The organism is Aquipluma nitroreducens, from assembly GCF_009689585.1.
In the GTDB taxonomy this organism is placed as follows: Bacteria; Bacteroidota; Bacteroidia; order Bacteroidales; family Prolixibacteraceae; genus Aquipluma; species Aquipluma nitroreducens.
The window spans coordinates 5146259-5171998 of record NZ_AP018694.1; the positions used below are offsets into that span (position 1 = coordinate 5146259).

General features: G+C 38.8%; 17 protein-coding genes. All 17 read left to right on the plus strand.

Going from position 1 to position 25740, the window contains the following annotated elements; genetic code table 11:
* Positions 1-22: 22 nt before the first annotated feature.
* Positions 23-3592: a TonB-dependent receptor gene (locus AQPE_RS21605; RefSeq protein WP_318348556.1), complete on the plus strand. Its 3570-nt coding sequence runs from the start codon at positions 23-25 to the stop codon at positions 3590-3592.
* A gap of 31 nt (positions 3593-3623) precedes the next feature.
* On the plus strand, positions 3624-5393 hold the full coding sequence (locus tag AQPE_RS21610; RefSeq protein ID WP_318348557.1) for a RagB/SusD family nutrient uptake outer membrane protein: 1770 nt from the start codon (positions 3624-3626) through the stop codon (positions 5391-5393).
* 928 nt (positions 5394-6321) lie between these two features.
* Positions 6322-7743, plus strand: a complete 1422-nt coding sequence (locus AQPE_RS21615) for a sugar porter family MFS transporter (protein WP_318348558.1) — start codon at positions 6322-6324, stop codon at positions 7741-7743.
* Positions 7744-7921: 178 nt separating this feature from the next.
* Positions 7922-9964 carry a TIM barrel protein gene (locus tag AQPE_RS21620; protein ID WP_318348559.1) on the plus strand — a complete coding sequence of 681 codons (2043 nt, stop codon included), beginning with the start codon at positions 7922-7924 and terminating at the stop codon, positions 9962-9964.
* 348 nt (positions 9965-10312) lie between these two features.
* On the plus strand, positions 10313-12757 hold the full coding sequence (locus tag AQPE_RS21625) for a glycosyl hydrolase family 95 catalytic domain-containing protein (RefSeq protein ID WP_318348560.1): 2445 nt from the start codon (positions 10313-10315) through the stop codon (positions 12755-12757).
* Between the two features lie 645 nt (positions 12758-13402).
* Positions 13403-14740, plus strand: coding sequence for an alpha-L-fucosidase (locus AQPE_RS21630; RefSeq protein WP_318348561.1), 1338 nt, complete (start codon positions 13403-13405; stop codon positions 14738-14740).
* Between the two features lie 1419 nt (positions 14741-16159).
* A complete protein-coding gene (locus AQPE_RS21635) occupies positions 16160-16999 on the plus strand; it encodes an RteC domain-containing protein (RefSeq protein ID WP_318348562.1) in 840 nt (279 codons plus the stop codon).
* Positions 17000-17318: 319 nt separating this feature from the next.
* Positions 17319-17579 (plus strand): hypothetical protein, encoded by a 261-nt coding sequence (locus tag AQPE_RS21640; protein WP_318348563.1) that lies wholly within the window; start codon positions 17319-17321, stop codon positions 17577-17579.
* A 166-nt stretch (positions 17580-17745) separates the two neighbouring features.
* Positions 17746-18042: a helix-turn-helix domain-containing protein gene (locus AQPE_RS21645; protein WP_318348564.1), complete on the plus strand. Its 297-nt coding sequence runs from the start codon at positions 17746-17748 to the stop codon at positions 18040-18042.
* Positions 18039-19091: a hypothetical protein gene (locus AQPE_RS21650; protein ID WP_318348565.1), complete on the plus strand. Its 1053-nt coding sequence runs from the start codon at positions 18039-18041 to the stop codon at positions 19089-19091. The genes AQPE_RS21645 and AQPE_RS21650 overlap by 4 nt, the downstream gene beginning before the upstream one ends.
* Complete coding sequence (locus tag AQPE_RS21655; protein ID WP_318348566.1) at positions 19015-19743, plus strand: P-loop NTPase family protein; 729 nt, start codon at positions 19015-19017, stop codon at positions 19741-19743. The genes AQPE_RS21650 and AQPE_RS21655 overlap by 77 nt, the downstream gene beginning before the upstream one ends.
* Positions 19744-20820: 1077 nt before the next feature.
* Positions 20821-21180 (plus strand): hypothetical protein, encoded by a 360-nt coding sequence (locus AQPE_RS21660; protein ID WP_318348567.1) that lies wholly within the window; start codon positions 20821-20823, stop codon positions 21178-21180.
* 39 nt (positions 21181-21219) lie between these two features.
* Entirely contained in the window at positions 21220-21534 is a 315-nt protein-coding gene (locus tag AQPE_RS21665) for a DUF4134 domain-containing protein (RefSeq protein ID WP_318348568.1), read from the plus strand.
* On the plus strand, positions 21534-21833 hold the full coding sequence (locus AQPE_RS21670; RefSeq protein WP_318348569.1) for a DUF4133 domain-containing protein: 300 nt from the start codon (positions 21534-21536) through the stop codon (positions 21831-21833). The genes AQPE_RS21665 and AQPE_RS21670 overlap by 1 nt, the downstream gene beginning before the upstream one ends.
* 2 nt (positions 21834-21835) lie before the next feature.
* Positions 21836-24259 carry a TraG family conjugative transposon ATPase gene (locus AQPE_RS21675; RefSeq protein WP_318348570.1) on the plus strand — a complete coding sequence of 808 codons (2424 nt, stop codon included), beginning with the start codon at positions 21836-21838 and terminating at the stop codon, positions 24257-24259.
* A gap of 19 nt (positions 24260-24278) precedes the next feature.
* Positions 24279-24953 carry a hypothetical protein gene (locus AQPE_RS21680; protein ID WP_318348571.1) on the plus strand — a complete coding sequence of 225 codons (675 nt, stop codon included), beginning with the start codon at positions 24279-24281 and terminating at the stop codon, positions 24951-24953.
* A gap of 52 nt (positions 24954-25005) precedes the next feature.
* Positions 25006-25719, plus strand: a complete 714-nt coding sequence (locus tag AQPE_RS21685; RefSeq protein ID WP_318348572.1) for a hypothetical protein — start codon at positions 25006-25008, stop codon at positions 25717-25719.
* Positions 25720-25740: the final 21 nt, after the last annotated feature.

Here is a 25740-nt window from a genome sequence, read left to right on the forward strand (position 1 = left end):
TCACTCTAACAAATGTAAATTTATGGAAAAATTTCGAGAACCAAGGGCATCGATAACCTTTTCCGCAAGGAAAGGTTCTGCCTTAAAAAAAATGTTCAGAATGGTACGATTTACTTTATTCTGTTTTTTCCTTAGCCTCATTCAGGTTATGGCTTTGGATTCCTACTCTCAACAGACGCGGATTTCATTAAACCAGCACGATCAACGACTGGAAGAAGTATTAAAAACAATTGAGGACAAGTCTGAGTTTTTCTTTCTGTACAACAGAGATTTGATCAATGTCAATCAGAAGGTGAACATTAATGCATCAAATCAGACGATTAACAGAATCCTAGATGAATTGCTTAAAGGGACGGATATTAGTTACTCAGTTGTTAATCGGCAAATAATCCTTTCAAATCTGGAAGGTATATCTGGATTGACTGCCCAGCAGCAAAAATCCATTTCTGGAAAAGTTACGGATTCCTCGGGTGGCTCTTTGCCAGGGGTTTCAGTAGTTGTAAAAGGAACTACTACAGGCACCATCACTGATTCCAATGGAAATTATTTACTTGCCAATGTTCCTGGAAATGCCACTTTGCAGTTTTCATTTGTGGGAATGAAAACACAGGAAATAGTAATTGGTGGAAAAGCAACTATCAATATTACTCTTGCAGATGAAACTATTGGTTTAGATGAAGTTGTTGCCGTTGGTTATGCAACGCAGAGAAAGGAAGATCTGACTGGTGCAGTTTCTGTAGTGAATATGAAAGAGTTGGCGCAACAACCGATTGGAACTGTTACAAGTCAACTCCAAGGAAGAGCTTCAGGTGTTACTATTTTAGGCGGCGGGCAGCCTGGAGAAACTCCCCAAATCCGCATTCGTGGTATTAATACCTTTGGAAATAACACTCCTTTATTTGTTGTCGATGGGATGCCAACTACAAATATCAACAATCTGAACCCAGATGATATTTTAACTATGCAAGTACTAAAGGATGCCTCGGCTTCCATTTATGGTTCGCGTGCCGCTAATGGAGTTATTATCCTTACCACAAAGGCAGGTAGTGGAAAAATTAAAGTGCAATATGATGCTTACTATGGAATTCAAACCGTTGAACAAGGCAATGTCTGGGATTTGAATTCTCCGCAAGAATTAGCAGACCTTAAATGGAGTGCAATGAAAAACAGCAATCCCGGTGTCGCAATTAATGATCCTCTTTATGGGAATGGTGCCAAACCCGTGTTACCTGATTATATTTACCCAATTGGGCTTCTTGAAGGAGATCCTCGTGTAAACCCTTCTTTATATAATGTGAATCCATTTTATACAAATGTCGCTGATATCCAAAATTTTTATAGAATAACCAAGGCAAATAAATTAGGAACGGATTGGTTTCATGAAATATTTTCAGCAGCTCCAACCATGAAGCATAATCTGGAAGTCAGCGGAGGAAATGAAAATGCAAAATATCTATTCTCCATGAATTATCTGAATCAAGAGGGTACATTAATCAATACTTATCTTAAGCGCTATATCCTAAGAGCAAATATCCAATTTAATGTTACTAAGCGTATTCGTGTTGGAGAAAATATTGCATTCTCTGTAAGGAGCAATCCACAAGTTAACGCTCTCTACGAAGGTAGTCCAATAGGTTATGCCATTCGGGAACAATCTATTATTCCTGTTCATGATATTATGGGAAATTATGGAGGAGCTTATGGGGGAATTTTGGGAGATGCGAAAAATCCGGTTGCAATGTTAGAACGCAACAAAAATAATAAGCAAATGGAAAGTAGTTTGTTTGGAAATGTATTTGGTGAATTTGATGTTATTGATGATCTTACACTACGAACTAGTTTTGGAGGTGCAATATCGAATGGACAGTATCGATCATTTAATTTTCCGGAGTATGAAAATGGGGAAAACAATCCAGCTAACTACTATTCAGAAAGTGCAAATAATAACTATAATTGGACATGGACCAATACACTTCAATACAAAAAAGTATTAAATGATATTCATAAACTAACTTTAATTGCAGGAACTGAAGCATATCAAAACTCAGGTGGCACTGTAGGGGGTACTACTTATGACTATTTCTCATTTGATCCTAATTTTACCACTTTAAGTACCGGGTCTGGTACTCAGACAAATTATAGTTCCAAATATGTCGATGCTTTATTCTCATATATTGGGCGTTTAGATTATATTTATAATGATAAATATCTTTTGGGAGCAACTATTCGTCGGGATGGCTCCTCTCGTTTCTTAAATAAACAATATGGATGGTTTCCTGCTGTGAGCGCTGCTTGGCGAATTTCAAAAGAAAGCTTCATGCAAGGTGCCAATCTTGAGTGGATTGATGATTTGAAGTTGCGAACTGGGTATGGCATAATGGGAAATCAATTAAATGTAGATGCAGCGAATGCTTTTACCACATATGGAAGTGATCGTGTACTATCGTCTTATGATATAACAGGGTCAGGAAACTCTTTAATTGAAGGGTTTAAGAAAAATAGGGTCGGAAATCCAGATGCGGAATGGGAGAAAAATATCAATTTAAATATTGGACTAGATGCAACCCTATTTAAAGGGAAATTAAATTTAACAATCGATTACTATCGTAAGGATATTAAAGATATGCTTTATAATCCTGATTTAATCGGAACTGCGGGACTGGCTTCAAAACCATTTGTAAATGTAGCAGCAATGAGAAATAAAGGAATTGATTTATCAGCCTCTACATTTTTTAATATTACAAAAGACTTAAAATTAGATGCAAGCCTGACTTTTACAAGCTTTAATAATAAAATTTTAAATGTTTCCAATTTAGCCAGTTATTTCGACATAGATAGCCGACGCTTCAGCGGCAGTACAATTGTACGTAATGCCGTAGGGCATTCTGTGGGACAATTCTATGGGTTTAAAACTGATGGGTTCTGGAATTCACAAGAAGAAATTGATGCAGCCAATGCAAGTGTAAGAAATACTGAAGATCCGAATGCTGTTTATCAAAGTGATGTAAAAGTTGGAAGGTTTCGATATGCTGATACCAATGGAGATGGAAAAATCACATTTGATGATCGTACATTCTTAGGAAATCCAAATCCTGATTTTAGTTATGGATTAAATCTCGGGTTAAATTATAAGAATTTTGATTTCGGTATTTTCTTTTATGGAGTCTCAGGCAATGACATCTGGAATAATGTACTTTGGTGGACGGATTTTTATAGCAATTTGAAAGGTCCCAAAAGTCATACTGCATTGAATAATTCTTGGACGCCACAAAACCACAATGCAAAAGCACCTATTCAAGAAGAGTTGGGATCTTTCTCTAGTTCGAGTGTTCCTAATTCATATTTCGTAGAAAATGGATCGTATTTAAGAGCCAAAAATATACAAATCGGTTATACTTTTTCTCCAAAACTGTTAGAATTGGTAAAGATCGATAAACTTCGTATATATTTTCAAGCAGAAAATCTATTTACCATCACGAAGTATTCAGGTTTAGATCCTGAAGTTTCAGGAAACTCAGTAAATTTCGGCATTGATGAAGGAAGCTACCCTACTCCGAAACAGTTTTTAATGGGGGTAAATCTTACATTCTAATGTCAATTTTAAACTAAAAAGAATCAGTAATATGAAAAAGTTAAAAAATATATTTGTACTATCCGGAGTCATATTATTTTCGGCATTTATTTCTTGTAATGAAGAATTTCTTCAAAAACCTGTTCAAGGAGCTCTGGGCGATGAGGTATTGGCAAATAAGGCAGGAGTTGAAAAACTACTTGTTGGTGCGTATGCATTAATGGATGGTATTGGAGCTGGAAATGGATGGGAAGGTGCTCCCGATAACTGGATTTATGGTAGTATCGCTGGAGGTGATGCTCATAAAGGGAGTTTCGGTGGTGATCTGCCAGCGATTGATCCCATTGTAAAGTTTATTGCAGATGGCAGTAATAATTTTTTTAATATTAAATGGAAAGTATTATATAATGGAGTGACTGCTTCGAATTCCGTCTTGATCGAATTACCGCTTGCAAAAAATATTTTGGAGGCTGATAGAAAGAATATAGAGGCTCAGGCGCGATTCCTTCGCGGTCATTTTTATTTCGAACTAAAAAAAATGTTCAATATGGTTCCTTGGATTGATGAAGCCACAACTGATTTTAACCAACCAAACGATGTGGATATCTGGCCGAAGATTGAAGCGGATTTCAAATTCGCATTCGATAATTTGCCTCCTATACAAGCACAAGTTGGACGAGCAAATAAATGGGCTGCAGGATCTTATTTGGGAAAAACTTATTTATATCAAAAAAAATATTCTGAAGCTATAGCCATATTTGATCAGGTGATTTCTGAAGGTCAAACTTCCAATGGACTAAAATATGGGTTGGTTGAAAAATTTGAGGATAATTTTGATGCAGCGACAAAAAACAATAAAGAATCAGTATTTGCCATTCAGATGACCGCTAATAATGGGACAAACTCTGTAGGGAACTCAAATCAAGGAGGGATGATCTGTTTTCCTGGTGGGAATGCTCCATTCCGTCGTAGTGGCGGTTATCACCAGCCAAGCCAAGAACTGGTTAATTCATACCGTACAGACGCATCAGGCTTACCATTGGTAGATGCCTATAATCAGGCGGCCGTAAAAAACGACATGGGATTACTTTCTAGTGAAGAATTTACTCCTGATGGCGGAAATCTTGATCCGCGCTTAGATTGGACTGTGGGACGTCGCGGAATACCGTTTCACGACTGGGGATATTATCCTGGTGCATCTTGGGTACTCACTCAATCCTATAGTGGACCTTATGGCCCAAAGAAAAATGTCTATTGGCAAGCCACTCAAGATATTTATGCCGACCAAAGTTCATGGGCTCCAGGAACTGCTATTAATGTATTGGTTATTCGTTTTGCTGATGTATTATTAATGGCTGCAGAGGCACACGCCAATGCTGGTTCATTAGTTAAAGCCCAGGAATATGTTAATTTGGTTAGAGCAAGAGCTGCAAATAAAGTTTGCTGGTTAAATGATTATAAAGATCCAAAAAAACCTTTGGATGGATTCTCCAATTTGCCAGCTGCTAATTATGTTATCTCGATTTATCCAGCGGGATACTTTGACGGAATAGGAAAAGATAGGGCACTTAAAGCCATCTATTTTGAGAGAAAACTTGAGCTTGCGATGGAAGGACATCGTTTCTTTGATCTTGTACGTTGGGGAATTGCTGAAACAGCTTTGAATAATTATTTTAACTACGAAGGTACTATCGTTACAGATATTAGAGGCGGAAAGTTTATGAAAGGAAGAAGTGAATATTATCCTATTCCTAATTCGCAAATTGATTTAAGCAAAACACCAAATGGTTTTTTGTTAAAACAGAACCCAGGATATAATTAAATTTCTTTTAACTAGACAAAGGATTTTGGTTAACCGTTTATTTGAAAATTAAAAAAGGAAGATTCATATTTAAAGACATGAATAAACAATATGAATTGGGTGTAATTTGTAGTTACCTAAAATCCTTATAATAATACTTCTAAGAGTTGTCATAACATTGTGCAAAATATTAATGCACAATGTTTGGCAACTGTAAAATTCCTATGTTTTAGGACAAAAACGACATCTTTAAAGTTGCTTATAAGTGACTCTGAAAAATTCCGCATGATCTATCACCTTTAAAAACAGGCATGTAGCCGTTTTGCTGACTTTATTTAGGATATAAAAAGAGTGTCATTTTCTACATGAAGGACTGGTGAAATTATTTAATTCTACTTGGATTGTCAGGCTAAACTATTTCTGGGAAGGTTTCCAATTGATAATTACTGGAGATATATGTACCCTTTCCCGAAAATTGGGATCAAATGGAAAATCCGTGGACTAAATGAATTATGCACATATTTTAAGAATCGTTAAAATAAGAAATTGACATTTATGACTCCTCTGAATTAGACTTTGAAATCTTTAGATTTTAACAAGAGATGTTCAGTAATGGCATTTAAGATTCTGTTTTACAGGGCAATTTGCTTGGATTGCATTTAGAAAATAGCTGAATAATTTAGTCAGAAATTTATATTCTGTTATGCAATAAAGCATTCTTCGTAGCTTATGTTTTCTCATAGAATAATCATTTTACACGCACTAGTTAAAGCTGCATTTTCATATTGGAACGATTAAACTTGAAAGTCATAAAATTTATTGACAGTAAATAACAGTTTGTATCAAAGCGTTGGAAACGACCATCAGAATGGCTAGTTGTCATAAACAAGTTATGAATATATAGTGTCTATCTATAAACATCAAATTATTGATAACTAATTATATATCAATGAATAATAGTGAATTTCGAATCGAGAGTAAAGATGGCAGCATGTTTTATCTTATTCTGTGCAGCTTCGCATCTGCTATGGGTGGATTGCTTTTTGGATATGATATGTTTGTCATTTCTGGGGCTAAAGACCTTGTTGTTAATCATTTCCAGTTGTCTATTTTGATGGAAGGATGGTTTGTTAGTTCAGCAATGGTTGGTGCCATGATTGGGTGCTTAATTGCCGGAACGGTAAGCGACAGGTTTGGACGCAAAAAAGTGCTTGTTATTTCTTCTATATTTCTATTAGTATGTTCTATAGGCTGCGGCTTGGCATGGTCAACCGCATCTTTAATCTTTTTTCGTTGGATAGGTGGCGTTGGTGTTGGCATAGCATCAATGGTTTGTCCACTGTATATATCAGAAATATCTCCTGCCCGAATTAGAGGAAGAATGGTAACATTATTTCAATTAGCAATATGTGTTGGTATTGTTATGGCAATAATGGTAAATACAGGATTGTTTTCATGGCATGATTCCATTAAAAACAGCAACACAGGTAGACTGTCAAGTTCAATATTCGTTAAAGACATCTGGAGAAGCATGTTGGGAATGGAATCTTTGCCTTCGATATTATTTTTTATATCATGTTTATTTATTGCAGAAAGTCCTCGTTGGCTTGCTGGGAAAGGGAGAAAAGACGAGGCAATGAAAGTGCTTGAACGCATTAATGGAATAGAAGTCGCTACTGAACAAATGAAGCAAATTACTACAACTTTTGAAGCAGAAAATGGGTCGATAAAAGAATTGCTTAAACCAGGGTTGCGGTTGGTTTTGTTTATGACACTTTTTCTTGCCGTAATTTCAGAGTTCAGCGGCATAACGACTATCTGGAATTTTGGACCAGAGATTATTCGAGGGCAAGGTATTCAACTTACCAATGAGATGACCGGAATGATTGTAATTGCATCATCTCTTTCTGCTTTTACGTTATTGGCTGTTTGGTTAATGGATATTGCCGGACGTAGAACACTTTTATTTTGGGGCAGTTTGGGATGTTTTATCTCACTTGTTTCACTTGGATTTTTATTAGGCAACGAAAATTCTTCAAGCATATTAAAAGTTGCGGTAATTACCATGTATGTTGCATGCTTTGCCTTTTCGATGGGACCAATTAAATGGGTTTTTATTTCTGAAATATTTCCAACAAGGATTAGGGGCCGGGCAGTAGCTATCAGCACTATGGCTGTATGGACTGCAGATGCTATCTTAAATCAGTTGTTTCCGGTTCTAAGAGATAATTTAGGTAAAAGTATGACATTCTATTTTTTCGCAATAATTCTGATTCCTCAATTTTTCTTTATATGGAAAATAATGCCGGAAACGAAAGGCAAATCGCTTGAGGAAATAGAGCATTTATTACATAAAAAAAATACGAAATAGAATTGTGTACAGTACCATGTATTTTTTGGTAAAGCTGCACAATTGAACCGTCGTACCAAAATTAACTTAACACTAGTTGTTCAGGCGCTATGAATTGTGTAGTGAATATTTGCTGAATTTGAGAAATGAGAAGTAGCTCTAATAATTTAATGAAACAAATGAACTTTTAACATCAGATATGGAATATAAATATGGGGTACATCAATTTTTATGGAAAGCCCATTGGACAGATAATGACCTGCCCATATTGGATTCTGCAAGTCAAATGGGGTGTACCCTTTTTGAATTGTCGCTTGGAGACGATGTCAAATTTAATAGGAACCGACTTCGTAAACATGCCGAATCACTTGGAATGGAACTAACCGTTGGTCCCGGAAACCTCTGGCCGGAAAACTGCAATATATCGGATGATGATCCTAAGCGTCGAGAATATGGACTAACATGGCACAAGAAGATTATAGACCAAGCTGCTGAGTTGGGAGCAGTTGCTTATTGTGGCGCTATATATGGGCATCCGGGTCATGTGTGCAAACGACGCCCACCGGCTGATGAATTGTTACGAACAGCTGAGAACCTAAGAAAACTTGCAGAATATGCTCATAACTTAGACGTAAAATTAGTCATCGAACCGATGAGTAAATTTCGTAATCACTTGATTAATACGGCTGAACAGGCAATGCGATTGATCGATTTATCCAGCCATTCAAATATTCTGGTGAATTTAGATACCTACCACATGATTACCGAAGAACGTGATTATGGTAAGGCCATTGAATTGGTGTTGCCCGTTTTATGGGGGATTCATGCATGCGAAAACGACCGAGGTGTGCCTGGAGGTGGTCTTGTTCCATGGCATACTGTTTTTGACGCTCTTGCGAATACGGAGAATTGTGTAAGGTTGATGTTGGAAACATACAACACTGGTGACTCTGGCTTGGGTTATACTCATGGTATCTTTCAAAATCTCTGTCCTGATCCCGAAGAATTTGTAAGAAAAGGGTTGCTTTTTTTAAAAGGGTCAGAATATAAAGAAGGGAAGATAGCTTCCTCCGGATCACAATCTAAATCATTTGTTGGGTTTGGTTTTGGGGCTATCCAATCCGGATTGTTCTTGTATGAGGCAATGTGTAGTAACAATTTTAAAAGTTTTGTCATTGCTGAAATTGATCCTGCATTAGTGAATGCAGTTAGAAATTCAGGGGGATTTTGTCAAATTAACGTAGCTCATACGAATGGAATCTCAACTGAACGAATTGGGCCCATTCAGATATTTAATCCCAATGTAGCCGAAGACCGTCTTTTATTAATCAATGCAGTGGCTGAGGCGGATGAGCTGGCAACGGCTTTGCCTAGTGTTTCTTTTTTTGATAAAGGAGGAGAAGCATCAGTTGTTAATATATTGTCCGAAGGCTTTAAGAAAGCTGACACTGACTGCAGAAAAATAATCTATGTGGCAGAAAACCATAACCAAGCAGCAGAGATTCTGCAAGCCGCGGTAGTAAAGGCATTAGGCACAGAAGTATCCTCTAATATTCAATTCCTTAATACTGTTATAGGAAAGATGTCAGGGATTGTGACTGATGAAGAAGAACAAAAACGATTGGGAATCATAACCATGACGCCTGAAATTCCAAAAGCAATACTAGTTGAAGAATTTAACCGAATTCTGTTATCAAAAATTAATTTGCCTGGTTTTGAAAGAGGCATTAAAGTATTTGAAGAAAAGTCTGATTTATTGCCGTTTGAAGAGGCAAAGCTATATGGTCATAATGCCATTCATGCTTTGATCGGATATCTGGCTTATAAACGTGGCTATAAGTACATGGTTGAAGCAGGAAATGATATCGAACTAATGAAAATAGCCAAAGATGCATTTTTACTTGAGGCTGGTGCCGGTCTGATTTATAAATATAAAGGAGTTGATGAATTGTTTACAGTGGTAGGATTTATGAGGTATGCCGACAATTTATTAGTTCGAATGGTAAATCCTTTTTTGTTAGATGCAGTTTCTCGTGTTATTCGCGACTCAAAAAGAAAATTAGGATGGGATGATCGTTTGATTGGAGCTATGCGATTATCATTAGCCGCCGGTGTTCCACCCAAACGATTAGCGAAAAGTGTATCGATCGCGTTATTGTACAGCTTAAGAGAAAGTTGGTCAATAAGTGCACTTGATAACAATGAAGCTAGTAGTGTATTAAATACATTAATTCAAGAGTGAAATATAAAATGAATCCTTTACTGTCCATTTGTATTGCATATCATTATTATTCACATTATCAAATATTTAAATCTGTGTTTTATCTAAACACTATGTGATAAAATTGAGTAAGCACTTTAAAATGCTTTTACTTTTCTTCGGTTTGACGTGAAACGAAACAAATAAAGTTGTCAAAGTTTAGATATTGAATATGTGTTTTTGGTGGATTTGGTGACTTGGAGATTTTGTAGCATTATATGTTTTGATATTTTTTTTGGAAGACCTCAATAATGGAAATACGACATTTTACCATTATTATTGCTTGGAACATAATATAAATTAAATATTCACTTTAAAGTAGGTATATAAATGAAAACAATATTGGTGAAGTTAATATTGATTTTGACATTAGGATTAGTGTTAAATAATATATCCGCTCAGGAAAGAGATAAGCCACAAAGGTTCGGCTTTTCTTACAGTTTCCCAGAAACTTACCGCGATTGGCCGAATGCTTTTATGGCAGGTAATGGAAAAATGGGGATCATCGTTTTTTGTAACCCGTTGAATGAAACGGTTATTTTTAATGACCGGGGCTTTTTTATGGCTTCAACTTCTGAACGAAAATTTAACCAGGTTAGCAAAGAAGATTTAAATACCATCAGGGATTATTGCATTAACGGAGATTACAAAATGGCAAATACCTTGGCTGTGAAAGCAGCCGGATGGGTCGGCGGCGGCGAACAGGATAAACATCCCGGATTCGAAATGTTGATTTCCACTCCTGAAGATGGAGAAATTCGGAATTACTCACGCATTTGTAATTATCGCACAGGCGAAATCGTGGTTAAATGGACCGATAACCGTGGCGACTGGGAGCGAAAGTCATTTGTGTCCCGGGCTGATGATGTAATTGTCCAATATTTAACTCCACCGAAAGGAAAAACAGTAACTTGTTCAATTCAGTTGGGTACCGATCCCGGAATGCACTTTCCTTCAGGAATGACATTCACCAATGCATCTGATGTTGATAATCTGAATATGCGGGTTAATTATCCTTCAGGAACCAATGGGGCTGGTTACGAAGGCGTGGTAAGGGTAATTGTTTCCGGAGGAAAAAAGAGTTTGATCAATAATACGTTAAAGGTGTCGGATGCGAATTCAATTATACTGATGACCCGTACAAAAAAATATTACAGTGATTGTGAGAAACAATGGGAACAAGAAAATATCCAATTCGAGTTGAAAACGATGTCTTCAGACTATAACACACTGCTAAAAGGACAAATTAGTACACATCAGGCAATCTACGACAGGGTTAAGTTTGATTTGAATGCGGGTAAAGCAGACCGCACCCGATCAAATGAAGAATTATTGGATATGCAAAAAAAATCCACCATGCCGGTTAAGGCCCTTTGGGAGAGAATTTTTGATTCCGGACGTTACTATTACCTTTCATCCAGTAGTACCCAATCTCCTCCTGACTTGCTTGGCCTCTGGACTGGTGACTGCAAGGTTGGCTGGAAAGGGTGGTATCATTTGGACGCGAACCTGAATTTACAGATAGCTGGAGGCAACATCGGAAATATGCCTGAAGCCATGGAAGGCTATTTTACTTTGATAGAAAGATTAGCCCCAGGATTTGAAACTAACGCCACTAAATTATTGGGATGCCGGGGTATGTTATCTGCCGGAAATACTGCCGGACTGAATGGGTTGAGAGCTGATGTCAATACATATTACCCCTATTCGTATTGTACTGGCGAAATGGGCTGGCTGCTTTACCCTTTCTGGGAACACTATTTAATTTCCGGAGATACCACATTTCTTCGCAATCGTATTTATCCTTTATTTAAAAAGATGGGATATTTCTATGAAGATTTTCTGAAAGTTACCGACAGCAACGGCAACTATATTTTTGCAGGATCTATTTCTCCTGAAAACCAACCTAAAGGATTAGGTATTTCGCTGGTAAATAATTCAACGTATGATATTTCGGGAGCCAAGTTCTGTTTGACGGCACTGATAAAAACCTGTAATATTTTAGGCCTTGATCAAGGCTCAGGGCAGAGTGTCGAAAAATGGACTTCAATATTAAATAAACTGCCTCCATACCTAATCAACGATGATGGTGCATTGATGGAGTGGTCATGGAAAGGACTCAATGATAATTATAGTCATAGGCATTCAAGTCACCTTATTACGGTTTGGCCTTTCAGGGAGATTACCCCGGAGAATAATCCTACACTTTTTACTGCGGTCAGACAGACTTTAATGCAGAAAGATGCCTTCAATTATGAAAATGCAGGACATGGATTATTGCACAGTGCACTAATTGCAGCCAACTTAAAAAATTGGGAATCGCTCAATTCGAAAATGATGCGGCTAGTAAGCGAAGATTATTATTATGGCAACTTGATTTCGTCGCATTACAACGGTCATAACGTTTTTTGTACCGATGTCTGTAATGCAGTACCTGCGGTATTAATGGAAATGCTGATTTCTTCAGAGCCCGGAGTTCTGGAACTATTACCTGCTTTACCTCAATCGCTTGAAAAAGGTTCAATTGAAGGCATTAAAGGTAGAAACAGAATAACTGTACAAAAGCTAACTTGGAATATGCGAAACAAAACGTTGAAATGTACTTTGATATCGGATGTTAATCAGGATATTTCGCTGATTATCAGGAACGGGATTAACCATATAAATTGCAGCTCGAAAATTATTGAGTCGCCCCTAGGTGATATTGCAAAGATTATTTCCTTATCGAAAGGGATCAGTACAGAGATTAATATAAGACTAGGTGAAATGCGTTAGAATTAAAAAAGAAAAAAAGTGAACATTTTATTAAATCATGTCATGTGGCATGATAATATTCAAATTATAATTTGAAATAAATAGCAATCAAATTAGCATCAAACTTATTGAATAATAATACTTGTAATAAAAATATGAAAACAAGAAAGTTGAATACAAAAATTGCATCAGAGCAATGATGCGATAAATCAGATATAAATCAAATCAACAGAGACATCTCAGATTTAATGATTGGTTAAAACAGTGTATGGTAAAATAATCATAAATGACTACCAAATTAAATTTAAAAAGATTGATTAATTTATTCAATAAATACGGGGTCGCTTTATAAGCTCATCAAAGTGGTATAAAAAATAAGAAAAGGGGAAAAAGAGGGAAACATGAAAACTATCATGAATTTAATTTGGAATTGTATGCCTCCATAGCTTTTAATTAAGCAAACAGAGGGTCAAATACACCCAAGAACCATAATATACAAAAGATTCATATTGCGGAGTTAAACTAATTTGGCCGCAATTAAATAGCTTTTACTCATATACCAATTATCTTACGTTTAAAAAAATCAAATTAGATATTTAAGTTAAAACTAAAGTTATGCATTTAAAAATTCTTTTCATTGTTTGTTTATTGAATGTCTCCTTTATTATGTCGAATGTAATAGCGCAAGTGCCTTATAAACCAACTTGGGAATCGCTTGACTCTCATAAAATGCCGCAATGGTATAATGATGCCAAAATAGGACTGAGCATGCACTGGGGTGTTTATTCTGTACCTGCATGGGCTCCACGTGAAAAAGGAATCTCATATGCCGAATGGTATGGTTTCAGAATGAATGAAACAGGGAATCCTACCTTTGCTTACCACAAGGAAAACTACGGTGAAAATTTTACTTATGATGATTTTATCTCCAAATGGAAAGCTGAAAACTATAAACCGGACAATTGGGCGAAATTCGCAAAAAAAATGGGTGCAAATTATATTTTTATTACCTCAAAGCACCATGACGGTTTCTGTTTGTGGCCTACGAAATATACCGATCGTAATGCAATGAAAATGGGTCCGAGAAAAGATTTGCTCGGGCAGTTTTTCGAAGCTGGACACAAGGAAAATTTGAAAGTTGGATTGTATTATTCACTCATGGAGTGGTATAATCCTTTGTATACGGGCAAAGACGTTCCGTATACCGGATTGAAAAAGGTGAATAATTATGTGGACGATTATGTCGTATTACAGATTAAGGAACTGATTGATTTATACCACCCAGACTTTTTCTTCTTTGATGGCGAGTGGGATCATTCCGAAGCGTTCTGGAAAATGAAAGAAGTTGTGGCTTATTATTATAACGAAGCGGCTAAGCGAAATCAGGAAGTTTTTGTTAACGATCGGTTTGGTCAGGGTGAACGAGGTAAGCACGGGGACTTGTACAATGTGGAACACGATTTTGGGAAAGAAAATGCAGGTTTACTCTCTCATAAATGGTCATACTGGGAGGGTATCGCGAAAACCTATGGATACAATCAGGATACTGATTTGGAAGATTGTATGTCACCAAAGCAGTTTGTCGATAAGATCATTAAGGCGGTCAGCAAAAATGGAAATTTTGATATCAACGTTGGTCCTACGGCTGCTGGATTGATTCCTAACTACGAGCAATACCCATTGTTGCAACTGGGTGAGTGGCTTAAGACCAATGGTGAGGCCATCTATGGAACTCGTTTTTGGAAAGTTCAGGAGGAAGGTGACGCCTGCTTTACTTCAAAAGATGATAATGTATATGCAATCTTTCTGAAATGGCAGGGCGAAGAATTCAAATTGAAAACGGTAAAACCGGTTGATGGTTCAAAAATAACAATGCTTGGTGTTCCAGGTAATCTAAAATGGGAATGGGACAAGACTAATGGATTAACTATCAAATATCCGCAACAGAAAGCTCGACCTACTTCGTGCAGTTATGCCTGGGCATTTAAAATAAAAGTTAAATAATTATAGCCCAGTTTGAGAAATTAGAAAATAAAACCGTCCTCATTAGTGTGGTTAATTACTTTATAGTTTCTCATTGGTTGTTTTTCTGAGTTGGTCAACTATTTATAAATGGAATTAGATGTATATAATTTACATTATATATATACTATCTTTTAAAATTTATACATTTAGTTTTTAAAGAGTTAAATGTCCATATATAAATTCATTCATACTTTTTAACTGACCAATTCCTTCAAAATATGTGAAGAAAAGAAAATAATAATTTGAGATCAATGCTTTGATTGTCTAAAATTAGAGAAAACAAAACTAGTTCAGTTATCCGGGATGATCGTGGTTGAATAGAAGATATTGTTAGTTTAGTTTTTGTTTGGTTTAGTAAGTCTTTCTTGGTTCATGAGAAGAGGAAGGTTTCCCGGGGGCATAATGCTCTCGGGTTTTAACTCAAGTTGCTTTTATTCACAGATTTTTAGATTAGGCAAGCAATTATGATATAGGAGCGTAAAGAGAGAAATTGAACTGTTATAGAATTTCGTTGGTGGATGGAATTTATCAAAGAGCTTTTATAGAGGCTCAAATATTAACAGTTTAAATTTTAACTATGGAAGCATTTTGTGAAATCATTATGGATTTGGAGAATGAACTGTCCCGGATGGAAGGAGGTACGGAAAATAGACCGGAATAAATGAAGTATGCTATTGGTCGATGCAAGATTGCATTGGATTGAATGGGAGAAGTGTTGATGTTGGGGGATTTCAGAAGAATCATGCAGTCAAAGATGTACTGGAAAGCTGTTGAAAATAGAGATTTGGGATGGTCAAGGGAAAAGATTTAAACTGATTGATTTATAGTATTCAAACTTTTATTCGTTGGTACAATATGAAGCAAAAAAGATAGGGCTCTCTTTAATTTGTAAATATTTTATTGATTGATGTAAAATTCTATCATATGGATTTAGAAAATAATCTCTAGTTTAGCCAATGGGTGCCCATACATCGAAAGGAGAGAAATTGCCCTTTTATACAGATAGATCAGTTCTCGTTTAAGGAAAAAGTAGAATGATTGATGGTATGAGTGAAGACAAGAAAAAATCAATTTACGAGAGCCACTTGATTTGTAATATAATCGGAGAAAATAAAAGGAGTGAAACTCATAGAGATGATACAAGATGAATAAAATATTTTGTTTTGGTTTAATTAGGACTCCTTGGGTTTAAAGAAGAGGAAGGTGCCCCGGCGGCGTTTCGATGCTCTCTAGATTAAACTTGAAACTTGAATTATTAAAAAATATATGCTTAGGTTTTGTGTTATAAAATGTGATTTTTAATAGAAAATATTGAACTGTTATGGAGTCTGGTGGATGGACGAAACCATTAAAGGGTCTTAAAATGAGACCCAAATATTAACAGTTTAAATTTTTGCTATGGAAACATGTTGTGCAATCATTCTGGACCTTGAAAACGACTTGTCCAGAATGAAAGAAGTTTCGGAAAATATACCGGAACAATTGGAGTATGCTGTCGGACAGTGCAAGGTCGCACTGGACCGGATGCGTAAATTGGTGGTTAGTGAAGGTTTTCCCGACCAGAAGTCGGAAATCTATTTTTTCAAGAAGATCAAACCGGCAGTATATAGCAAACTATTATATTACCGGGCTGTCTTTGAAATTGAGTCCAACCGTAATGAAATCGACAATGACGGGTTGAAGAGATATTTTCAACAGCAAATGGACAAAATCAAGGAGTACATGGACCAGCACCAGGTAAAAGTCCAGTATTACAAATGTGGCTTTAAATATTTGGACGAGAAGTATTTCATACGTGAGAACAATGAAATTCCACTTGAAATTCGTGGAGATCATCATCTGCTTGACGAGGACTTCTTTACCTGGCATGACCATACTTTCTCGATGATCAGGGCCAACGAAATGCTGATGGACTATATCCGGAAAGAGTTGGAAAAGCTAGACGACCGAGACGTGGAACCTGCGGAATGTTACCGGTCAACCATGCGTTGGACGGTAAATAAGGTTGACTTCGCGGAAATACTGTATGCCTTCCAGCTTTCTGGTGCTGTCAACCATGGCAAAATAACCGTCAAGGAGTTAGCCGAGGGTATGGGTTACATTTTTAACCTGGATATAACGAAAGACTTATACACGTATTACGGTGAAATCAAACAACGAAAGATCGAGAAAGCCAAGTTTCTGGAACTCCTGAAAAAGGCGCTGAAACGCAGAATCGATGACGACGACAGTAAATAAACATCTGGTATCCGGGAAAAGTACGGATAACCGAAACTCAATTATTATAGTATGTTTTATATCTTTGCTGATGATAGATAAATGATCTGGAAAAACACATCAGAATAAGTTCTGATGATGTAAGAAAATAGAAAGCGTTGGCTTTTATTCTTGCTCTCAAAAACGCCAAATTTTAAGCATAACAAGAATAATAAGTATGACGCTCACGCTATGGCGTGGGCTGTGCTTATTTGTTATGCGGGTGATTGGCGTCACCTTGAGGGCAGTAAGTTATGGTTCACGCTTATTTTTTTTAATAACCCTTTAAAAACAAATTTCCATGACAGACGCTTACACAGAAAAGCTCCTTAAATACGCCGATCTGGTTGTACCGGCCACCGGTTGTCAGTTTGGCGATCCGATTCCAAACTGCCCGTTTATCCTTTTTCACCAGATAGGCAATGAATCGGGCCAGATAGAACAAATCAGCATGTGCCCTTCCGAAGAGCTGGACAAAATGAGGGCCTTCCATAGGGATTGTATGCGAAAGTATATCAACAGAAAATGGAACCCGGAAAACCCGAAAATGAAACTGCAATAAAACTATAGTTATATATAGAATGTTGAAAACCAGCGATTTTATTTTTTTTTTCACTATTCCTGATTAAGGAAAAAACACCCCACCTGAACCCGGATGTATAAAGAAGTATAACTGAATAATTCATATTTGGTGCAGTTCAAAATGTACCAATTTAAATTTATAAGTTATGCCTTCAGAAATTATTACAACCAACGATCTCCGGGAATTCAAAACCGAATTACTTACCGAGTTCAGAAAGATGCTGAAAGAGCATCATGGTCAACCATCAAAAAAGTGGCTCAAATCCTACGAAGTCAAGAAAATGCTCGGTATTTCTCCGGGAACCCTCCAGAACATGAGGATAAACGGAACCATTCCGTTTACCAAAATGGGCGGAATCCTTTTCTATGATTCCGAAGACATCCGAAAAATACTGGAAGACAACAAAAATGTGCCCAGGTTCAGTTTCGACGGGAAACGATGAACTACATCAGGCACCTGAGCGGATTCTTTATCCGGCTGGCAGAAGATCAACGGATGACACCTTATCACATTAGCCTGTATTTTGCATTGTTTCAGCAATGGAATGCGGAACGATTTGGGGATTGGTTTGTCATTTCCAGAAGTGAAATGATGCAACTTTCCCGGATCGGTTCAGCCAATACCTATGCCCGCTGCATAAAAGAACTGTCTGATTGGGGATATATCAGTTACACAGCTTCGTCCAACATCCACTCGGGCAGCCGGGTCTCCTGTATCAGATTCGATACTGCACCTGATATTGCAAGAAATACAGAAATCGATACCGGTATCAAAACTAATACTTCAACCGATACCGGTAATGATACCGGAAGAAATACCGGTATTTCAGGCAGTACCGAAAACGATACAGGAAGGGATACAGCATGTGATACCAGTACTAAATCTGATACTGCATCTGATACAACAAATGATACAGGAAGGAATACCGGTACTTCCAGCAATCCCAAAAGTGATACACGAAGCGATACTGCTAGTGATACCGGTATCACAGCCAATACCGAAACTGATACAGGAAGAAGTACCGTAAGTGAAAAAAAAGATGCTGCCAGTATCAAAACTGATACCGGATGTGATACAGGAAGTGATACACTTCTTATAAACAGTCTAAACAAAAACAAACAGGAAGAAAAGTCAGTCAGAGGAAATCAAAAATTAGATGTTGATGAAAACGGAAAAAAGCAAAAACGACTGCGAACGACAAATTCCAAAAATCTTCCGGATGAGAAATCTCCGGTTCCGGATTTGTCCGAAGTCGAACAATTTTTTGAACAGAACCAGTTTCCGCGCAGCGAGGCGCAGAAGTTTTATGCCCACTACCAGTCGTCAGGCTGGAAGACGGGAGATATGAAAAAAATAATTTCCTGGCAGGCCGTTGCCCGGAAATGGATGAACAATACCCAAAGTTTTAAAACAGATGAACGAGAATTCAATCAAGTCGGGACCAGCAAACACAGTGTCACCGTCAACAAAAATTACGCTGAACCCTTATGAACAGATAGCCGATTATCGCGGCGGAGTATTCAATTTCAATTTACAGACCTGTCTGCAGTGGATGGAAGAACGGGGCAAAATCCTGTTCGGGAACCACTTTTCGATAGTTCCAACGGATATAGAGCTGATCTACAAGCTGCTGGTTTATGCCATCGGCGACCAGGGAAATGCAGAAAGGCACGGGATCAACTTGAGAAAAGGTATCCTCTTGTGCGGCCCAATTGGCTGTGGCAAGACCAGCTTATTAAAGCTCATTAGCTATTTTTGCCCTCGGGATACCCAGTTTTTGGTTAAGCCCACACGGGAGATTAGTTTTGAGTTTGAAAAAGATGGTTATTCCGTGGTTAACCAGTACAGCAAAGGATCGTTTGTCAGATATGCCAACATGCCTTTCATCCCCAAAGTGTATTGCTTTGATGATTTGGGATTGGAACAAACCCCGAAATATTACGGCAATGAATGCAATGTAATGGCCGAAATATTGCTGAATCGCTATGATCTTTTTATTTCAAAACGGATGTTAACACACATCACCACAAACCTTTCTGCATCAGAGTTGGAGGAGATCTACGGCAACCGAATCCGTAGCCGGATGCGCGAAATGTTTAATTTGGTGGCCTTTGACAGGGATACAAAGGACAAGCGGGCTTAGGGTAAAAGCCATAAAAAGATAAACACCAAATCAGGTATTAGCCGGTGCTTGGTTAGTTGGTTCTGCGGCCTGTTCGCGCTTTGGCTCCGCCAGGGCGCGAACAAGCCTCGATTCAGCATGGAAGAGTGGCCTTGCGGTTCAAAGATCAATCCCTGTCATTTCATGCCTGGATTGACATTTCCCTTCCCGTCCACACTTCCCCGTTTTTTTCAGGTTTTAAATGAATTTTGAGATTTTAAACTCCTTTTAGCAGGTATTTCCCCTGTACCTCGGCACATTCGCTTCCCTCGCTTTGTCGCTCCCTTTTCCCCGTTCGTAACCTCACCGGGAACGGTCGCTCTGGTCAGCTCGTTCAGCTCATAAGCCGGGTTGTACCTTCGCGGCAAGAGTAGCCCGATTTATTCCATTGTGCTGATCCCTCCTCAACTCCATTTCGCCCGCCCGGTTTACTCACAGCCACTTCCCTCCACTACACAAAACCGGATGCGGGTCTCCATTCTGTCCTGACCGTCAGCTTCATTCCATTTCCGGGCCACACTTGCCTTTCGCCCGCCCACACTCAAAAATTTTGATCAGTCAAGTTTCGTCAAAATCAAAAAGGAAGCCTAATTTAGCCAGTCTCCCCATATTCCAACCCCGGAACAAATGCAAGACCAAAGCAAGTGTCCCGCTCTTTTAATCATTTTGGTTTCTGTTTCAACAAGAAGTTTTCCTGATTCAGCGGGACAGCCTTGCATTTCCGCCCCAACCGGCTATTGATTGGCTTTCTTTTTCTTTTTTTGACTGTTTTTTCTTTCTCTTTTCGAAAATAATCTGGCTTTCAAATTAATTCAATTCCAAACAATCCAAATTATTTCCAATCCTAATGCCAATCCAAATTCGGCCAAATCAATTCAAGTTATATTTCAACTACTTGATTATTAATTAATTTATTAACACTAAAAAACACCCCACCTGAACTCATCTATACAACTGGTTTGATTCCAATCCCTGAGATTTGCAGCGATGATTTTGAAAATGGATTCCAAAATCCAATTCAAGCCCATCAGCAGTTATCAACTTATAAAACGAAAAAAGATGTTTGGAATCGATCAAATCAGTTGGGGGCAATTCGTTCAATTCATTGCAGGAGCCCTTATTTTATGGTACCTGTCAATTGTCCTTATTGCGCTTGTCAATAAAAAAAACAATCGGAAAACTCTTTTTGAGGACGACCAATTTACTCCGGTTCTTTCAGAAGAGTTGCAACCCATTGCTGTCTCTGCCAAGGATTATCCTTCAGAGCTTATTCCAATCCGGTTGGCAGAAGCGATTCTCTTACCAGTTTCCTTGTACGAAGAAACCGGGATGGATGATGGATATCCCATCGAGTGCTTTACGAATCACAATCATCCGCAATTGCCAAAAATCCTGGAGAACATCCAGTTTCAGTCATAAATCAATCTCAATTATTAATTCTTAAAAACTCAAAGTTTCATGAAAACAAAAGTTCAGCATTTTTTCAAAAGGGCAGAAGCACTTGTTGCACTCCTTATCCTTTGTATTTACCAAACGATGGCCCAGTCCGCTGCCGGTATCGACCAGGCTACCGCCGAAGTCAGTTCTTACATTGACCCAATCTCCAACCTGATCATTGCCATTGGAGCAGTAGTCGGGCTGATTGGCGGAGTCCGTGTATATATTAAGTGGCAAAGTGGAGACCAGGATACCCAGAAAGCCATCATGGGTTGGTTTGGCGCCTGTTTGTTCCTGATTTTAGTGGGAGTGGTGATCAAGGCATTCTTTGTCTGATGCAAGGCTATCAAGTCAAAAAGGTGGACACCCGGTTGTATATCAAAGGGCTTTCCGGCCCTTTGGTATTCCAGGCACTGTATGGAATCATTGCTACCTTCTTTATGTTCTCCATACTCTACATTCTGGTCGGGGTTTTTCCTGCCGTTCTGATTGGAGTCCCGGCCTTTTTTGGTTATCTCTACCGGCTAAATACCATCCAGAAAAAGTACGGTCCGGAAGGATGGGGCAAAAAACAGACCGCCCGGAAACTGCCTCAATTCATTAGCTGCAAACGACGAATCCATCAAATTTCTTAAAAATGAAAATCAAGAACCTTGAAAGTATACTTCCAATAATGGGATTTAATGGCGATGTTCAAGTCTCCAATAATCTTGATTTGACCATTGGGTTCCGGCTACAATTGCCGGAGGTTTTGTCATGCAGTACCGAACAACTGTATATGCTGCACGATACTTTTCAGCGGATGATCAACCTGCTGCCTGCCGGAAGTTTTATCCATAAACAGGACTTTTTCCTGATCCACGAATTTCATCCAACGGAATCGGAATCAGAAACAACTGGAGCAAGGAAAAGCCTGAATGAATCCTACCTGGAGCACTTTGACGGACGGCATTATCTCAAACACGACTGCTGTTTTTACATCAGTTTGCTGAATAAAGGTCTTCTGAAAAACTATCTGGAATCCGCTTTGATCTTTTCCCGAAAAGAACGAAACCTTGAAAAATTGCAGTACGACAAGATCAATGAACTGCGAAGTAACGTGGTGGCCATTTTTAACCAGAATGGAATCGGATGCGATCCTATCTCAAGAGAAGAAGCCATTGGGGATGACAAGTCATTGGGGCTGATTGAACGTTTTCTGAGCCTCAATTTTACTGAAAACCACCCGGCATTGGGAGGTATCGATTTTCGTGACCGGCTGAAAGTGATGGATCAGTTTGTGGAAGTATTGTCCTTAAGTGATTACTCCCACATCCCGGCAGAACTTCGTCCGGCTTCGGAGCATCCGCAGACCGGTCTTCCCGTATCGCTGGTTTATCCGGTAAGTTATCACCTGCCGTTTTCGCACATCACCAACCAGTTTATCTACATTCCCGATCAGCAGGAAATCAAAGGCTTTCTGGAAAGCAGCTACAAAAAGATCTTCAGTTTGTCCAAGTTCTCTTCTGAAAACAAGGTCAATGCCGGGCTGATTGAATCCTTCCTGGACCAGGTGCAAACTTCAGGAGAAAAGATCGTGAAAACCCATTTTAACGTGGTGCTTTTCGATTCAGCCCTAAAAGATTTGAAGCAACACAAAAGCGAAACCAGTTCCGCTTTTTCAATGATGAACTGCTTTCCGTATCAGCACACCCACGACCTGCCAATGCTGTTTTTTTCCTGTGTGCCTTTCTCAACACAGCTTCCGGAAACAGAGCTTTTTATTACCCAGGTTCCACAGGCTTGCTGCCTGACCAACTTCGAAGGGGAACTGAAAAACAGTCAATCGGATTTTACCATCCGGCTTTCAGACCGTCTGGAAGGCTGTCCGGTAAAGATCGACATCTCGGACGAGCCGATGCACAAGCATTTGATCCATAACCGCAATAAAATCATTATTGGTGGGTCAGGTTCCGGAAAATCTTTTTTTACCAATCATTTGCTGCGGCAATATTCTGAAAGTGGCAATTGCCACATTGTACTGTTGGACGTAGGTAGAAGTTATGAGCTATTGACCATTTATCTGAACGAACGACTCAAAAACCTGGGTGGGGCTATGATGGTAGAGTTTACCACTGAAAACCCGATCTCATTCAATCCTTTTATTTTGGAAGGAGAACTGGACATCGAACGCAAACAAACCATCCTGTCAGTGATCTATACCATTTACAAGGAAAACCTTTCAGAGATGGAGAAGGATGTGATTGCCCATTCGTTGACAGCCTTTTTTGAATCTGACTCAAACGAACGGTCTTTCAATGGTTATTACGAATTCTGCCAAAACTACATTCCTAATCTTGTTAAAGAGCAGTCCATCCAGTTCAACAGCAATGAATTCTTTTTTATCCTGAGCAAGTATTTTCGGGGAGGGGAGTATGACTATTTGCTGAACAAGGAAATGGATACCGATGTGTTTTTCCACTGCCCGTTTATTGTCTTCGAATTGGATAATATCAAGGATCATGCAACAATCTTTCCGGTTGCTACCCTGATTATCATCGACATTTTTATGCAGAAAATGAGACGGTTAAAGGGTGTCCGGAAGGTTCTGTGCATTGAGGAGGCCTGGAAAGCAATTGCAACCCCGCAGATGGCCAGCTACATCAAATACTTCTACAAGACGATCAGAAAATTCTTTGGAGAAGCGATGGTAGTTACCCAGGAAGTGGACGATGTGATTTCCTCGCCAGTGATCCGCGATGCCATCATCAACAACGCCGATACCCGAATATTGCTTGATATGAGCAAGTTCCGGAACAAGTTCCAGAGCATCAGCGACACCCTTGGATTGTCCGACTTCCAGAAGGACCAGATCCTTTCAATCAACAAAAATTTGCCATCAGGACGAAAGCTTAAGGAAGTCTTTATCGGCCTTGGAAGCTATTCCCAGGTATATGCACTGGAGGTCAGTAAACCGGAGTACTACTGCTACACCTCTGAACAAAGCGAAAAGGAAATGATCCTGAATAAACTCACTCAGGATCGGGATCAATCCTTTATCGAAATTCTCAAATCCATGTAAAACATCAACAATTACAACAATGAAAACAATTTTAACAACGAGAACAAAAGCATCATTTTTAATCGTACTGTTTATTGCTTTTTTCAGCATGGTCATGACTAACAACATCTTTGCCCAGGCCCCGGTGACCGATGTTGGGGCAGGCATTCAACGGGAAGCGCTTTGGGACCAGGAAAAAGGAATCCTGTCTGAAATCAACTGGTACAATGTGCTGATCAAAGTGCTGAACGGTGACATCAAAGGGTTAACCTCCGAATTGGTCGGGATTGACCAAAAGAAGCTTGCAAGCCTTCAGAAAGTTTCCTACCTGATCAAAGATTACAAGCGAATCAGGCAGACCAAGGAGATGCTGGATAAGATTATCTACATCTACACCACCAAGTTACCTCTGCTGGTTCAGGATGAGAATTTCACAACGAGACAAGCTGCGGTGATTGTCGAATCTTTTGACCTGGTACTGGATGACAGCCGTCAACTGGTCACCACCATTTTGAATACCATCGTGGAAGACGACCTGTTTATGATGGACGATAAACAGCGGTACGACACCATCAACGGGATATACAACGAAGTGAAAAAGCATTACGGAACTATCTGTTACCTCTATAACAAACTGGCATGGGCTTCTTACCAACGCAGTTTTAATACTGGGCAGATCGAAAAATTCGCCTTTTACTACACGCTTTACGATTAGTATTAAAACAACAATCGAAACAACAGGAACAATCGAAACAAAATTAAGACCCATGAAAGCAATACTTTTCATACTTATCTTTCCCTTGGCAGCAATGCTGCCGGGGAAGGAACTGAAAGCCCAGGTTTTTGACATCAAGTCATGGAATGGCACTTATCCTGAAATGGAAGGAACCTATCCACTTTCCTTTATTGCCTTCAAAGGCAGCCTGATCCCCATCCCTCATGTTTTTATCCGCACCTGGCCTACCCACTATTATATAGAAGTAATAGCGGAACCGGTCTATGATACTGAAGGTTATGTTGGATTGCTGAAAGTCAACTTGCTGAAACTTGCTGAACGGTTATTTGAAAAGTCACAGATGAAAGGCAGGCACGAGGAGACGGAGCAAATCAAAAACAATACAGAAACCCAGCGGGACATTGAAAAGAAGATCTTCGATGCCAATTCCGATCAGTTGCCCGATGTGTACAGTATAGCTTCAGGTTTTATCCGGCTTTACATCAGCATTGACAACCTGGATAAACTGCCCAACTGCAAATGGCTAAGACAAACCTACCAGAAAGAGGCCGATGAACTGCTTACACGGTTTATTTCAGTCAACCTGTTTCTGACCGACCATGGCAAAAAGCTGGAAGCCTTTGACGAAATCCGTTGCGAACTAAACAAGCAAATCGGCGAGACGGACTATACCTACCGAAAGGTACTACACCTTCAGGCATTCAACAACAATGTGCCTCCGTCCTATACTTTCCTGAAGGATTAACAATTAATCCTTGAACATTAA